This is a genomic window from Enterococcus sp. C74 (assembly GCF_040887125.1).
In the GTDB taxonomy this organism is placed as follows: Bacteria; Bacillota; Bacilli; order Lactobacillales; family Enterococcaceae; genus Enterococcus_B; species Enterococcus_B hirae.
Genome location: NZ_JBFOFA010000011.1, coordinates 35815 through 51711, shown reverse-complemented (window position 1 = coordinate 51711; position 15897 = coordinate 35815). Strand labels below are relative to the sequence as shown.

12 protein-coding genes and 1 other annotated feature are annotated in these 15897 nt (G+C 38.4%); of the genes, 9 read left to right on the top strand and 3 right to left on the bottom strand.

Translation table 11 applies throughout. The annotated features are described in order from the left end of the window. The first annotated feature begins 18 nt into the window (after positions 1-18). Positions 19-259, top strand: a binding site (T-box leader). A gap of 47 nt (positions 260-306) precedes the next feature. The 5 genes from AB3H93_RS12565 to AB3H93_RS12545 all read left to right on the top strand — a co-directional run bounded on the left by AB3H93_RS12565 (position 307) and on the right by AB3H93_RS12545 (position 6241). Continuing rightward, positions 307-2952, top strand: coding sequence for a valine--tRNA ligase (locus tag AB3H93_RS12565; RefSeq protein ID WP_368020647.1), 2646 nt, complete (start codon positions 307-309; stop codon positions 2950-2952). Positions 2953-3167: 215 nt separating this feature from the next. Further along, positions 3168-4481: a folylpolyglutamate synthase/dihydrofolate synthase family protein gene (locus tag AB3H93_RS12560; RefSeq protein WP_368020646.1), complete on the top strand. Its 1314-nt coding sequence runs from the start codon at positions 3168-3170 to the stop codon at positions 4479-4481. After that, on the top strand, positions 4471-5127 hold the full coding sequence (locus tag AB3H93_RS12555; protein ID WP_010718726.1) for an HAD family phosphatase: 657 nt from the start codon (positions 4471-4473) through the stop codon (positions 5125-5127). The genes AB3H93_RS12560 and AB3H93_RS12555 overlap by 11 nt, the downstream gene beginning before the upstream one ends. Positions 5128-5184: 57 nt before the next feature. Then, a complete protein-coding gene (gene radC, locus AB3H93_RS12550) occupies positions 5185-5877 on the top strand; it encodes a DNA repair protein RadC (protein WP_034698946.1) in 693 nt (230 codons plus the stop codon). A gap of 163 nt (positions 5878-6040) precedes the next feature. Beyond that, positions 6041-6241, top strand: coding sequence for a cold-shock protein (locus AB3H93_RS12545; RefSeq protein WP_010718724.1), 201 nt, complete (start codon positions 6041-6043; stop codon positions 6239-6241). 165 nt (positions 6242-6406) lie between these two features. Here AB3H93_RS12545 and AB3H93_RS12540 read toward each other — a convergent pair whose 3' ends face one another. Together AB3H93_RS12540 and AB3H93_RS12535 are read right to left on the bottom strand one after the other, a co-directional pair. Next, the gene (locus tag AB3H93_RS12540; protein WP_010718723.1) at positions 6407-8089 is read right to left on the bottom strand and encodes a ribonuclease J; all 1683 of its coding nucleotides are present in this window, start codon (positions 8087-8089) and stop codon (positions 6407-6409) included. A 1-nt stretch (position 8090) separates the two neighbouring features. Beyond that, a complete protein-coding gene (locus AB3H93_RS12535; RefSeq protein ID WP_010718722.1) occupies positions 8091-8303 on the bottom strand; it encodes a DNA-directed RNA polymerase subunit epsilon in 213 nt (70 codons plus the stop codon). A gap of 389 nt (positions 8304-8692) precedes the next feature. On the opposite strand from AB3H93_RS12535, the gene efrA reads away from it, so the two are divergent. The 4 genes from efrA (at position 8693) to AB3H93_RS12515 (ending at position 15164) form a co-directional block, all read left to right on the top strand. Then, positions 8693-10423, top strand: coding sequence for a multidrug efflux ABC transporter subunit EfrA (gene efrA, locus AB3H93_RS12530; RefSeq protein WP_010738063.1), 1731 nt, complete (start codon positions 8693-8695; stop codon positions 10421-10423). Continuing rightward, positions 10420-12186 (top strand): multidrug efflux ABC transporter subunit EfrB, encoded by a 1767-nt coding sequence (gene efrB / locus AB3H93_RS12525; RefSeq protein ID WP_368020645.1) that lies wholly within the window; start codon positions 10420-10422, stop codon positions 12184-12186. Before efrA ends, efrB begins: the two co-directional genes overlap by 4 nt. A gap of 643 nt (positions 12187-12829) precedes the next feature. Next, complete coding sequence (locus tag AB3H93_RS12520; RefSeq protein WP_368020644.1) at positions 12830-14302, top strand: immunoglobulin-like domain-containing protein; 1473 nt, start codon at positions 12830-12832, stop codon at positions 14300-14302. Between the two features lie 373 nt (positions 14303-14675). Beyond that, complete coding sequence (locus tag AB3H93_RS12515; RefSeq protein ID WP_010718718.1) at positions 14676-15164, top strand: gamma carbonic anhydrase family protein; 489 nt, start codon at positions 14676-14678, stop codon at positions 15162-15164. A gap of 86 nt (positions 15165-15250) precedes the next feature. On the opposite strand, the gene clpP is transcribed toward AB3H93_RS12515, so the two are convergent. Next, positions 15251-15844 carry an ATP-dependent Clp endopeptidase proteolytic subunit ClpP gene (clpP, locus tag AB3H93_RS12510; RefSeq protein WP_010718717.1) on the bottom strand — a complete coding sequence of 198 codons (594 nt, stop codon included), beginning with the start codon at positions 15842-15844 and terminating at the stop codon, positions 15251-15253. Positions 15845-15897: the final 53 nt, after the last annotated feature.

The window sequence follows — 15897 nt, the reverse complement described above, 5'->3', positions numbered from 1 at the left end:
TGAACCATTGTAAAATGAGGCATGACGTTGATCAAGAGGAGTAACTAGTTACAGCCTTTTAGAGAGAGAACGAGATGGTGGGACGTTCTTAGGAGAGACTAGTGAAGGTAGCTTGGGAGTTTTTATCTTGAACCCTTTATCGTGTACAGCAAACCGATAAAACCTAGAGATAAACGAGTCGTGATCGTTAACTCACATGAGAGGTAGTAGGAAACTGCTACAAATTAGGTGGTACCGCGTAAATCAATACGTCCTAAAATACGAAAGTATTTTAGGACTTTTTTTATTTTTAAGGAGGACATCAGTATGACGGAAGAAAAAAATCTATCAACAAAATACAATCCGCAAGAAGTTGAAGCTGGCCGTTATGAAAAATGGTTGGAACAAGATTTGTTCAAACCAAGTGGCGATCAGAAAGCAAAACCCTATTCAATTGTAATCCCCCCACCAAATGTTACAGGAAAACTTCACTTAGGACATGCCTGGGATACGACTTTACAAGACATGCTGATTCGTCAAAAACGGATGCAAGGCTTTGATACCTTGTGGTTACCTGGGATGGACCATGCAGGGATCGCTACACAGGCAAAAGTAGAAGAAAAGCTTCGTCAACAAGGAATTTCGCGTTATGACTTAGGACGTGAAAAATTTGTGGATCAAGTATGGGAATGGAAAGAAGAGTATGCAAGCCATATCCGTGAACAATGGGCAAAAATGGGCTTATCTCTCGATTATAGTCGTGAACGTTTTACACTAGACGATGGCTTGTCAGAAGCTGTTCGTAAAGTATTCGTGACACTTTATGAAAAAGGCTTGATTTACCGTGGTGAATACATTATTAACTGGGACCCACAAGCACGCACTGCTTTATCGGATATCGAAGTGATCCACAAAGAGATTGAAGGTGCTTTCTACCACATGAGCTATGAACTGGCCGATGGTTCGGGTGTAGTGGAAATTGCAACGACTCGTCCAGAAACTATGCTAGGTGACACAGCGATTGCTGTACACCCAGAAGACGAGCGTTATCAAGCGTTGATCGGCAAAAAAGTAATTTTACCATTAGTAAATAAAGAAATTCCGATTATTGCAGATACGTATGTTGATATGGAATTTGGAACAGGCGTAGTGAAAATTACACCTGCGCATGATCCAAATGACTTTGAGGTAGGTAACCGTCATGATCTGCCACGTGTAAATGTGATGAACGAAAATGGAACGATGAATGACTTAGCTGGAAAATATGCAGGTATGGATCGTTTCGAAGCACGTAAAGCGATTGTCTCTGATTTGAAGGAAATCGGACGATTGATCAAAATTGAAAAAATGATCCATAATGTTGGGCATTCAGAACGTACGGGAGTAGTCATTGAACCACGCTTGTCCACACAATGGTTTGTTAAAATGGCTCCATTAGCTGAGAAAGCAATGAAAAATCAAGAGACTGATGATGCAGTTGAATTTTTCCCACCACGTTTTAATCAAACATTTTTACGTTGGATGGAAAATGTTCACGATTGGGTTATCTCTCGTCAATTGTGGTGGGGACACCAAATCCCGGCTTGGTACCATAAAGAAACGGGTGAAATGTATGTAGGGATGGAAGCTCCAGAAAATAGTGAAGAGTGGGTACAAGATCCAGATGTATTAGATACTTGGTTTAGTTCAGCATTATGGCCTTTTTCAACGATGGGATGGCCAGATGAAAATAGTGCTGATTATCAACGCTATTTCCCAACAAGCACATTAGTAACTGGCTACGACATTATCTTCTTCTGGGTTAGTCGAATGATTTTCCAAAGCTTAGAATTTACAGATCGTCGTCCGTTTGAAAATGTTTTGATTCATGGGTTGATTCGGGACGAACAAGGACGTAAGATGAGTAAATCTCTTGGAAACGGCATTGATCCAATGGAAGTGATTGAAAAATATGGCGCTGATGCCTTACGTTGGTTCTTATCAAACGGTTCAGCACCTGGTCAAGATGTCCGTTTCAGCTATGAAAAAATGGATGCAGCTTGGAATTTCATTAATAAAATTTGGAATGCTTCACGTTTTGTTATTATGAACAGTGAAGGCATGACAGTTGAAGATATTACGCTAACTGGCGAGAAAACTGTGGCAGACCGCTGGATCTTGACACGTCTAAATGAAACGATCGCTAAGGTTACTGAACTCTTTGATCATTTTGAATTTGGGGAAGCTGGGCGTCAGTTGTATAACTTTATTTGGGATGATTTTTGTGACTGGTATATCGAGATGAGTAAAGAAGTCTTGTATGGTGATGATGCTGTCTCAAAACAAACAACACAAAGTATTTTGGTGCATACGTTAGATCAAATTTTGCGTCTATTGCATCCAATTATGCCATTTGTTACTGAAGAAATTTGGCAACACATCCCACATCAAGGTACTTCTTTAGTAGTTGCTGATTATCCGGTGGTTCATCCGGAATTTAATGATGAAACAGCTTCAAAAGGGATGGAAGTACTCAAAGAACTAATTCGTTCCGTACGTAATATTCGTTCTGAAGTGAATACACCATTATCAAAACCAATTACATTAATGATTAAGATCAATGATCCGAAAATCGGTCAATTCTTAACAGAAAATACCAGCTATATCGAGCGTTTCTGTAATCCAGAAGAGCTAACGATCTCAAGTGAAATCGTTGCGCCTGATCTAGCAATGTCAGCTGTATTGACAGGGGCAGAAATTTTCTTACCATTAGCAGGTTTGATCAATATCGAAGAAGAAATCAAACGGTTAGAAAAAGAACTAGCGAAATGGACAGATGAAGTGAAACGAGTACAAGGAAAATTAGGCAATGAACGCTTTGTTGCCAATGCGCCAGCAGAAGTGGTTGAAGCAGAGCGGGCAAAAGAAAAAGATTATTTGGACAAACAAGCAGCAGTTACAGAAAGAATCCACAGCTTAAGAACAATCCAGTAATCTGACATTCGAACAATCGTACAAATGCAAAAGAGAGCGGAAAGTAGTTGAAAAACATTTCCGCTCTTTTTTTAAGTAAAAAGCAAGACGTCAGCACAAATAAGTAGAATCAGAATTGGCTATTCAGTATCTCTTCTTCTTTTACATATACTACGTCTTTTTCTGTGTTTCCGCTTGCTTTTTGCTATAATAAATATGGAATGGGGGAAACGTTGATGAAAATAGAAGAAGCAATCGCCTGGATCCATAGCCGCTTGCCATTTGGCTCTCGTCCGGGACTAGATAGAGTGGAGGCATTATTAGAGATAGTCGGGCATCCTGAAAAACAGGTGAAAACGATCCATATCGCAGGAACCAACGGAAAAGGTTCGACGGTTACGTATCTGAGATGTCTACTAGAAGAAGCAGGTCTGACAGTGGGGACATTTACTTCGCCGTATATTGAATCTTTTAATGAACGAATCTCGATCAATGGACAAGAAATTCCAGATCAAGACTTAATCAAGCTTGTACAAAAATACCGACCACTTGTTGAACATTTGGATCGATTTGAAGCAGTTGCCGGAATCACTGAGTTTGAAACGCTGACAGCAATGGCATTTGATTATTTTTTGTGTCAAAAAGTCGACGTTGCTATTATTGAAGTTGGGTTAGGCGGTTTACTAGACTCAACAAATGTTGCCGTACCATTACTTACAGGAATCACCACGATTGGCTTGGATCATACGGATATTTTAGGAGAAACAATTGAAGAAATCGCTGCCCAAAAAGCAGGAATAATCAAGCAAGGGGTGCCTGTCGTTACGGGAAATATCGAAGAAAGAGCTTTAGAAGTAATCAAAAAACAGGCTAGACTAAGAAATGCCCCCCTTCATATTTTTGGCGAAAACTATCAAGTTACTTATCAACATCCAGCTGAGCGATGGGGAGAAGTATTTTCATTTCATAATGAGCATGGAAAAATGACCTCGCTTACGATTGGCATGATTGGACAACATCAGACAGAAAATGCTGGTATGGCAATTGAACTATACCAAGTTTACTGCAAGATGACAGGAATACCATTTAGTGAAAAAGAAATTCGCAAAGGGCTGAAAAAAGCGCACTGGCCTGGACGAATGGAAAAATTAAGTGAAGAACCTTTTGTTATTTTAGATGGCGCTCATAATACACATGCAGTCAGCCGTTTGGTTCAAAATTTGAAGAAAGAGTTCAAAGATTATCGGATCAATATTTTATTTTCTGCACTAAGTACAAAAGATGTAGAAGCAATGCTAACCCAATTAAAAGCAGTTCCTAATGCGCATTTGTATTTAACGACGTTTGAACACCCGAAAGCATTGGATTTAAGCTCCGTGACTGATCTTGTAGATGAAACAGTTTCAATTGTTTCATTATGGCAATTTGGTTTAGCTGAAATATTAGAAAAAATGACCAATGAAGATGTCTTAGTGGTTACAGGTTCCCTTTACTTTATTTCTGAAGTACGAACACTATTGTTACAGTTAGGAGGAAAAAATGAATTATAAAGCTGTCATTTTTGACATGGATGGGTTACTCTTTGACACAGAAATCGTCTACTATGAAGCCTCGCAAATGGTTGCTGATCAAATGGGCTTTCCTTACGACAAAGAATTGTATTTAAAATATCTAGGTGTATCAGATGAAGAGGTTTGGGCAAATTATCATCAGATCTTTGCAAGTTTTGGGAAAAACAATGTCCAAAAATTCATTAATGATGCTTATGAAGAAACGATCAGACGGTTTTCCTTAGGTGCAGTGCAATTAAAACCAGGAGTAATCGAATTACTGGACTTTTTAGAAGAACACCGAATACCTAAAGTTGTCGCTTCTAGTAACCAACGTCATATTATTGAGCTATTATTGGAAAAGAACCAACTGACAAACTATTTTGAAACGATTGTTTCAGCAGAAAATGTCAAACGTGCTAAACCTGATCCAGAAATCTTTTTGCTTGCCCATGAATATCTAGGAACGAAAAAACAAGAAACATTGGTTCTGGAAGATTCTAAAAACGGGATACTTGCAGCAGCAAGTGCGGAGATCCCAGTGATTATGATTCCAGATTTGTTGGCTCCTTCAGAAGACTTGCAACAAAAAACGTTAGCAGTTTTATCTTCTCTACACGAAGTACCAGGATATCTAAAAAAATAAAAATAACTCCCCCCTTTTTTCGTATCTTATTAGTGAGAAGAAGAAAGGGGGGATTTTATGGAAAAAAATTTGCTGGATGCTGTGCCAGCAACCTCACTTCCAAGGGAGCGAATGCTGCTTTACGGAGAGAAAGCACTCTCTGATCAAGAATTACTTGCTATTTTATTACGCACGGGACAGCATCCCTATAATGTCTTGGAACTAGCAGGTAATTTGTTGAAAACATTTGGTGGACTTGCACTGTTAAGACAGGCAACGCTGTCTGAGCTGGAAAAAATACGAGGAATTGGTCAGGTTAAGGCTCTTGAAATCAAAGCACTGATCGAGCTAGGAAAAAGAATCCAAACACAGCATGTAGCGGTACAACCCACGATCCATGCCAGCTATGAATTGGCGCATCAATTGATCATAGAATTAAAGGATCACAAACAAGAACATTTGATTTGTATTTATTTGGATACTAAGAATCAAGTATTGTTGAAAAAAACGCTATTTATTGGTTCCCTGGATCAAACGATCGCACATCCAAGAGAAGTGTTCCATTATGCTGTTCGATATTCTGCAGCGAGAATTATTTTAGTTCATAATCATCCCTCGGGGAATGTTCTTCCATCTAAACAAGACTTGCTTTTTACTAAAAGAGTTCAAAAATGTGGGGAGATGATGGGAATCGATGTCTTAGATCATTTGATCATTGGATGCAAACAGTATTTTAGTCTGAGAGAGGAGGGATTGATGGAAGAGGAATAAATTGAATAAGTGGAAGTAGCTTTCTTGCAAAAAAAAAGAACCAAGTGTACAATTATATTGTAATTTTGTTTGGGAATAGAAGTTGAAACATCTGTTGCACCTCTATCGTACGCGAGCAATGTTACAATCAATTAAGTGCTTAGGCACGAGGAGGGTATTATTAATGGAAAACGGAACAGTTAAATGGTTCAACGCTGAAAAAGGATTTGGTTTTATTTCACGTGAAGACGGAAGCGATGTTTTTGTTCACTTTTCAGCTATCCAAGGTGACGGATTCAAAACTTTAGAAGAAGGTCAAGCAGTGACTTTTGATGTTGAAGAATCAGATCGTGGCCCACAAGCTGCTAATGTTGAAAAAGCTTAAGTAGAGCGAGTAAACTAAATAAGTGTTGTTCACCTATTTAAACATGTTAAGAGCGTAAGTGATTACGCTCTTTTTTGTTACAAAAAAACTTATAATGGACAACTGTGCCGAACTTTACCCATCTATGTAGGTAGTCGGCGCATGCAGCCATTATAAGTTTTTCATTTATTTTTCTTCATCAGGTGTCATCACCATTGGAAGGATCATTGGATGTCTTTCTGTTCGTTCAAATAAGAAAGGTTGTAAAGCGCCTGTCATGGCTTCTTTCAGTTTATGTTCAGAGCAATCAGGAGCATTTAACACTTCACGCAATGCATGGAAAAGGATGCGTTGCGCCTCATTGATCATCTCACCTGATTCACGCATATAAACAAAGCCACGTGATAAAATATCAGGTCCCGCTAAAATTTCTTTCTTTTTGATGTCGACAGTAGCAACTGCCAGAACTAGTCCTTCTTCAGATAACAAATGACGGTCTCTCAAAACAACATTTCCAATGTCACCGATCCCGCTACCGTCGATATAGACGTCACCGGCAATAAAATGTCCGGCTGGACGAGCGGTTTCGCTAGTCAAAGCCAACACATCTCCATTTTCCATAATAAAGCAATTTTCAGCAGGTACACCAGTATCTTGAGCAAGGGAAGCATGGATCTTCAACATTCTGAATTCTCCGTGGACTGGAACAAAGTATTTAGGCTTCATCAAACGAAGCATCAGCTTTTGTTCTTCTTGACCACCGTGTCCAGAAGTATGGATATTGTTGATTTTCCCATGAATGACTTCTGCACCAGCTTCAGATAATAAATTGATCAAATGGTTGACGCTGGTAGTATTCCCAGGAATTGGTGAGCTTGAGAAAATGACGGTATCATCTGGTTGGATCTGGATTTGGCGATGGGTACCATTAGCAATACGACTTAAAGCAGCCATCGGTTCACCTTGAGAACCAGTACATAAGATCATCGTTTCATTCGCAGGTAATCGATTGATTTCATGTGCATCAACGAAGGTTCCTTCTGGGACTTTGATATAGCCTAAACGTTGGCCGTTAACGATCGCATTTTCCATACTGCGTCCAAAAACAGCAATTTTTCTGCCGGTAGCAACCGCTGCATCTGCTGCTTGTTGTAGACGGAAGATGTTTGAAGCGAAGCTGGCAAAAATGATCCGACCTTCGATTTTCTCAAAAATCTTTAGGATCGAAAGACCAATCGTTTTTTCTGATTTTGTAAATGTTGGGATCTCAGCATTTGTACTGTCTGATAGCAAGCAGAGTACGCCTTCTTCACCGATCCGTGCCATTTTGTGCAGGTTAGCAGGTTCACCGACTGGGGTGAAATCAAATTTAAAGTCACCTGTTGCAACGATATTACCAGAAGGTGTTTTTACAACGACACCCAACGCATCAGGGATACTATGGGTTGTTCTAAAAAAGCTGACCGATGTTTTTCTGAAACGAATCACGGTATCTTCATTGATTTCATGCAATTGTGCATCTCTAAGCAATCCGTGTTCATCCAACTTATTGGTAATCAGTGCAAGCGCTAATGGCCCAGCATAAATAGGGATATTCGCTTGTTTCAACAAATAAGGAATGCCACCGATATGGTCTTCGTGTCCATGCGTGATCACCAGTGCTTTCACTTTGTGTATATTTTGAACGATATAGTTGTAGTCAGGAATTACGTAGTCAATCCCAAGCAGATCATCTTCTGGAAACTTGATTCCAGCATCAATGATAATAATCTCATCTTGGAATTGTACCCCATACGTGTTTTTCCCGATTTCACCTAATCCACCAATAGCAAAGACGCCTGTCTCATTATTTTTGATGGAAAGTTTCATTTTAAAACTCCACTAATGTGAATTCAGCATTTTCTTTTTCGTATTCTAGATGACTGCCTTCTAGAAGTTGAACGAATTCAATGTTGTATGGGGTATTTTCTTCCACTTGTTGACGTGCGTCAACATCACTATTTGCTTCAATGTAAAGTGATTTTGTTTCTTCCCGTTTAGGATTACGGATTTTTGATTCTTGATAATATACTTTGTAAATCATGTTTATGTCTCCTTTATCTGCATGTCGCAGTAATTTAGCTAGTTGATTTTTTTTAGACAACACAAAACGAGGGGTCAAGCCACCTGTTTTTTGATATGCTTTGATTAAAATGAGCGATTCTAATCAAAGAGACAAGCCTCGTTTTGCTTCTCTGTTCGGAAATTTTTTCAACCGTACCTTATGTATGAATTCATACAATAGTTAATTGCTATTTTAGCATAAAAAAGTGGATAAGTATAGAAATCAACAAGGTGGAAAGGAAAAATGTTTTTTATCATTTAAATGTAATAAAAAAAATTTTTGATGAGAGAGGTGTTCTATATACTATAGGAGTGTGCTATTATTTTTATTAATAGCTAAATTTATTCTAATTAAAAGGAGATGAGAGTTTGAAGTTGATGTGGCACTATACCATGCGCTATAAGAAATATTTGTTATTAAATTTCATCTGCGTATTTGGTTTTATTTTAATTGAGTTAGGCTTACCAACGATTTTAGCTCGTATGATTGATGTCGGGATTCGTAACAACGATTTTGGTTATGTAAAACAACAAGGGATCTTGATGGTCGTGATTACTGTGGTTGGGATCATTATGAATATTTTATTAGGCTATTTTGGTTCACGGATCACGACGAACATCGTTGCGGATATTCGTGACGATCTATTCAAGAAAATCCAGAGTTATTCTCACCAAGAATATGAAACATTGGGGGTTGCTTCGTTGATCACGCGTACGACGAATGACGCTTATCAAATTATGCTGTTCTTACAAAATATCTTACGGATCGGATTTATGACACCGATGATGTTTGTTGTCAGTCTTTATATGGTTATGCGGACCAGTGTTTCATTGAGTTATTATGTGATCGGAGCGCTACCGTTTTTACTACTTTCAGTGGTTGCGATTGCGAAATTTTCTGAACCGTTATCAAAAAAACAACAGAAAAATTTGGATAAGATTAATAGTATTTTACGTGAAAATCTTTCAGGATTACGTGTTATCCGGGCATTCGTTAATGAAAAATTTGAAGAAAAACGATTTGCGAAAGTTAATGATAACTATACAAAAAGCTCGAAAAGCTTGTTTCGTTTAATGGCTGTTGCACAGCCTGGATTCTACTTCCTGTTTAACATTGTAATGGTCTTGATTATTTGGAGCGGAGCGGTTCAAATCGATGCTGGTTCTCTTCAAGTGGGGGATCTGATTGCGTTTATTGAATATATTTTCCATGCATTATTCTCCTTCATGCTGTTTGCAAGTGTCTTTATGATGTATCCACGGGCAGCTGTTTCAGCAGGGCGTATCCAAGAAGCATTAGATGCCTCACCGTCGATCAAAGAAGATCCAAATGGTGTATCTGAAACAAAAACCAAAGGATATATTGAGTTTAAGAATGTGACATTTGCTTACCCTGGACATTCACAAGAACCCGTGATCCGTAATGTGAGTTTTACTGCTTCGCCAGGAGAGACAGTCGCATTCATCGGTAGTACAGGTAGCGGGAAGTCAACGTTGATTCAATTGATTCCTCGATTTTACGATGTAAGTGATGGGGAAATCCTTATTGATGGCGTAGATGTCAGGGACTATCGCTTGAGTAAATTAAGAGATAAAATTGGCTTTATTCCTCAAAAAGCATTGTTATTTACTGGGACGATCGCAGATAATTTAAGATATGGAAAAGAAGATGCTACGCAAGAGGAGATGGAGCGAGCAGCTGAAATCGCACAAGCAACGGACTTCATTTCGAAGAAAACGGATGGGTATGATGAACTTCTTTCCGAAGGTGGAGCTAATTTCTCTGGAGGACAAAAGCAGCGTTTAGCGATTGCCAGAGCTATTATTCGACGTCCGGAAATCTATATTTTTGATGACAGCTTCTCGGCGCTTGATTATCAAACGGATGCAAAACTTCGGGCTCGCTTGAAAAAAGAAACGACCGAATCAACGGTGTTAATCGTGGCGCAGCGAGTGGGTACGATCATGCATGCTGATAAAATCATCGTCTTGAATGAGGGAGAAGTCGTAGGTATCGGGACACACCGTGAATTATTAGAAAACTGTCCAATCTATTATGATATCGCAGCTTCGCAATTATCGAAGGAGGAATTAGCATGAAACAAACATTATCTTCCTTAAAACGATTAGCTCGATACATCAAACCTTATCAGTTAACATTTTTCTTTGTGCTGTTGTTTACTGTTTTGACGGTGATTTTCAACGTTGCTTTACCCTATGTTGTCGGATTGCCAACTACTGAGATCAGTCATAATATTGCAAACAACGAAGCGATTAATTTTTCTTATATTTTCAATTGTTTGATTTGGATCACGATCGTGGGCGTTGGTTATTGTGTTTCGCAATTACTTTCAGGTGTTTTGATGACGAATGTCGTGCAAAGTGCAATGCAAGATTTGCGAAGAGATATTGAAGAAAAAATCAATCGATTGCCTGTTTCTTATTTTGATAAAAATCAACAAGGAAATATCTTATCTCGGGTGACGAATGACGTAGACGCAGTCAGTGGAGCGTTACAGCAAGCGTTTATCGGTGTGGTGAATGCTATTTTAGGGATCACACTGGCAGCAGCGATGATGTTTTATATCCAGCCATTGATGGCGTTGATCTCGATGATCATGATTCCTGCATCTATCTGGATTTCAAAACGTGTGATCAATGCTTCGCAAAAATATTTCCAAGAAATGCAAAATTCGTTAGGGGATTTAAATGGTTATGTCCAAGAAAATATGACTGGTTTTAGTGTGTTAAAAGTTTATGGACGTGAGCAAAAAACGTTTGAAGGATTCAAACAAGTCAATCATCGATTGAAACATTATGGATTTAGAGCAGCCTTTATATCTGGATTGATGATGCCCTTAGTTCAGTTGACCGCATATGCTACTTATATCGGTATGGCTGTATTGGGAAGTTTTTACGTCATTACGGGTGTCATCGTTGTGGGGCAATTACAAGCATTTATCCAATATATTTGGCAAATCAGCCAGCCAATGGGGAATATCACACAGTTATCTTCTGTATTGCAAAGTGCATCTGCGGCTACCAGACGTGTCTTTGAGATTTTAGATGAACCAGAAGAAAAAGAAAATAAAGTGGATGTCACTTTACCAGAAACAGTAGCAGGAAATGTTTCATTTGAACATGTTGATTTTGCTTATGACCCTAAAAAACCGTTGATTCAAGATTTGAACTTTGAAGTAAAAGCTGGTCAAACAGTTGCGGTAGTCGGACCAACCGGTGCAGGGAAAACCACTCTGATTAATTTATTGATGCGTTTTTATGATGTGAGTCATGGGGCAATAAAAATCGATGGTATTGATACTAAAACGATGAGTCGTAGTGATGTCCGCTCATTATTTGGGATGGTTCTTCAAGATGCTTGGCTCTATGAAGGGACAATCGCTGATAATATTCGTTTTAGTAAATTAGATGCGACGGATTATGAAGTCGTTGACGCAGCAAAAACAGCTAACGTTGATCATTTTATTCGGACAATGCCTGATGGGTACGAAATGGAAATCAACGCTGAAGGTGACAATGTTTCGTTAGGGCAAAAGCAATTATTGACTATTGCCAGAGCCGTAGTTTCTGATCCTAAAATCTTGATACTTGATGAAGCTACTAGTTCTGTCGATACTCGTTTAGAAGCATTGATCCAAAAAGCAATGGATCGTGTAATGGAAGGACGAACAAGTTTTGTTATTGCTCATCGCCTTTCAACAATTCGTGATGCGGATTTGATCTTAGTGATGGATCAAGGACAAATTATCGAAAAAGGAACGCATGAAGGGCTGTTAGCTCAAGGCGGATTCTATGAAAAACTGTACAATAGCCAATTTGCTGAAGATGTTGCTGATGCTTGATACCGATTAAACCAAGAGGTTGTGAAAGAAGCGGGTAGCTCCGATGACAATAAGAAAGAATTTTTTGAAACAGCTTCTCATGTTTTGAAAAATTCAGGCTTATTTCAAGGAGTTGCTTCTTGAACACCGTTTAAACCAAGAGGTCGTGAAAGAAGCGATCAGCTCCGAGCAAATAAGAAAGAATTTTAGAATAGAGAGACTGAGGAAAAACTTTCCTCAGTCTCTTTTAGTATCTCTAAAAATCGAATAAACAGTGAGATAAAAGTAGCATCAAGAAATAAGAAGCACCAAGTAGGTAACGATCAACAGCAAAAAACGAGTGTTTATGCTTCTTGTTAATTTTCAGAAATCCCTTCTTATTTCTTGATGCGAAACATTTTTGTCTCACCTCTTTTTTTATTTGTTGGACTACTATACAAAATAAAAATAATAGGATCTGAGCGTTACGATAATTTTGTAGTAGAAAAAAGATCAAGGGAGGCGAAATAGCATTCAAAAATGCTTCTACTACTGGATGCTTGCTAGTAAATGAATTTTACGCGTAATTGTTTACTAAAAGAATGAAAAGAGATGGTGAAATGCAGATAGAACGGAAAAGGATAGTGTATAAAAAATAACTATATGAATGGGAGCGTTATTTATTATGAACAAAAAGACCTTTTGTAAAAAAGTATGTGCAGGAACTATTGGATTAATTGGGGTAAGTGTTGTTGGATTGTCAGTAAATGCAGAAACTAGTAATGTTTTAGTCAATAAAAATATTGCTATCTCCCAAAATGTGGATCAAAATAATTTTGATTTGAAAGACATCGTCGCATTTAATGGAAGTGCCGTCCAACTTGATTCCCATACAGCTCGTCTTACTCAATCGAAACAATTTCAAAAAGGAACAATATCTGGAATCGTCTCCCTTGATATGAACTATGATTTCTTGTTGGATATGGATGTCAATTTAGGTGATAATGTAAATGGTGCTGATGGGGTAGGTGTGGCTTTCCACCAAGGAGCAATTGGCGACATTGGAGCTAATGGTGGTGGTCTAGGTATCAGAGGCCTGAAAAAGGGAATTGGATTTGAATTGGATACCTATTCTAAAGCGCCAGATAGAGATGATGCGGATACTTCTTTCAACCATGCTCAAATGGTTGGTGCTCATGGAGGCTTTGTTTCAACAGATGCCAACAGCGGATTTTTAACCGCTTTAGCTCCTATGCAACAAATTAAATTCACGCCAAATACTTTTAAAAAATTAACGTTAAAATGGAATAGCAAGCAACAACTTATTACTGCAGATTACGATGGGCAACATTGGGAATTGAAAAATCCAAACATCGATAAATCAAAGAAATATACTTTTACGATTGGAGCTGCAACAGGAGAACACTTCAATACGCATACTGTCAGAATCAATCAATTTGCAGCTGTTTTTGAAAAACCAGAGTTACATGCAAATGATATTGAAATTTTGCACGATGAGTTATTTGATCCATTTGACAAACGAATCAATCTAAGTGCTTATGATCGTGTTGACGGAGACATCACAGACAAAATCAAAGTGGTAGAAAACAACGTTGATTCCTCTATTCCTGGAAAATACCAAGTCACTTATGAAGTGAAAAATAGTGTAAATGAAGTGGCTAGAAAAACGATTAATGTAACGGTGAAAATCAATGATACTTGGCCTGACGGACAAACTGCTGGATGGAAAATGTTCTCAGGAGATGACATTGAACTAGTGAAAGACCCTGTGAATGCTTTAGTAGGTGACTATACTTTCTTTGCTGATCAGCATGCTAGTGTATATAAAATCTTTAACGGTAGTGAAGCTTTAGAAGAAAATGCAACTTATCGAGTAACCGTTTATGTGAAACCAGTGGTCGATATGTTGAGTGACCATTATGTAAAAGTGGCATTGAAGGAAGATACTTCGTCTAAAGATAGTCGTGAACTCCTTAACACCACATTGATGAGAGATGGGGTTTTAGAAAAAAAAGGATACTATCGACTTACAACTACTTTTAAAGTAAATAAAGGAGAAACAAGCCCACTAATCAATGTGGAAAACTATAAAGCTGGCTATATCGGCTCAATCAATATTTCTAAAGTAAATGGATAAAATTTAGCTACCAGTTTAGATAGCATATAGATAAAAGGAAAGAGCTTGGAACACGAAAGATTGTTCTGAGCTCTTTATTTGTGTAAAAACGAGAGGTTGAGACAAAAGTGTTCAGCATCAAGAAATAAGAAGGAATTTCCGAAAATTGACAAGAAACACAAAAACTAGTTTTTGATGTTGATTGTTACCTACTTGGTGCTTCTCAAATTTTTGGTAAATTTCGGCAAATTTTCCGAAGATGCTACTTTTGTCTCAGTCCCTAGAGAGTAGGCGTGCTTGAAGGGACTATGAAATAATAGCTGCCAGTCTTTTTGAAGGAGAAATCCATCTTCTGCTATAATTGGAAATAAGCCAAAAAAGGAGATGTGTAAAAATGAGTCAAAAATTTATTGCACCGAATGCAACTGTTGTTGGCGATGTAGAGCTCGCAGAATCGGTCACAGTTTGGTATCAAGCGGTGATTCGTGGGGATAGCAATACGGTTAAAGTTGGAGCAAGAACGAATATTCAAGATGGTACTGTTATTCATGTGGACCATGATGCACCAGTTGAAATTGCTGAAAATGTAACGGTAGGACATCAATGTATGCTTCATGGTTGCACCATCGAAAAGGGCGCGTTGATTGGTATGGGATCAACTATTTTGAACCATGCAGTGATCGGTGAAAATAGTTTGATTGGTGCTGGTTCTTTAGTGACCGAAGGCAAGGTCATTCCGCCCAACGTATTAGCATTTGGTCGGCCAGCTAAAGTCATTCGTCCTTTAACGGAAGAAGAGATTGAAAAGAATCGCCAAAATATTCAACATTACGTTGAACTTGGAGAACAATATAACGAAGGAAAGTTTAAAGAACAGCATTGAAAAACCGAGCTTTCGTTCCAACTGAAAAAAGGACGATGAGCCGCTCAATCGAGCAGTCCCATCGTCCTTTTAGTTTACAAATGATATTAGTTTAATCCAGCACTGTTTTCCATCACTTCATCAATCAAACCGTATGCTTTCGCTTGTTCAGCAGTCATGTAATTATCACGGTCGGTATCTTTTTCGATCACTTCAAGAGGTTGACCAGTACGTTCTGCTAAAATTTTGTTCAAGCGTTCTCGTGTTTGTAAAATGTGACGAGCTGCGATTTCGATTTCTGTCGCTTGACCTTGTGCGCCGCCAAGTGGTTGATGGATCATGATTTCAGCATTTGGTAAAGCAAAACGTTTGCCTTTTTTACCTGCTGTCAGTAAGAAACTACCCATAGAAGCAGCCATACCCATCACAATGGTTTGGACATCTGCTTTAACAAAATTCATCGTATCATAAATCGCCATTCCAGCAGTAACCGAACCGCCAGGAGAGTTGATATAAAGATAAATGTCTTTTTCAGAATCTTGTGCATCTAGGAAAAGCAATTGGGCAATAATCGAGTTTGCAAGATCATCTGTCACTTGACCACTTAACATGATAATGCGGTCTTTTAATAAGCGTGAGTAAATATCATAAGCTCGTTCGCCACGAGAGGATTGTTCAATAACTGTAGGGATTAAATTCATAATTTGGTTCCTCCTTAAGTTCTTTACAAATAGTGTAACACAAATTCATTTCT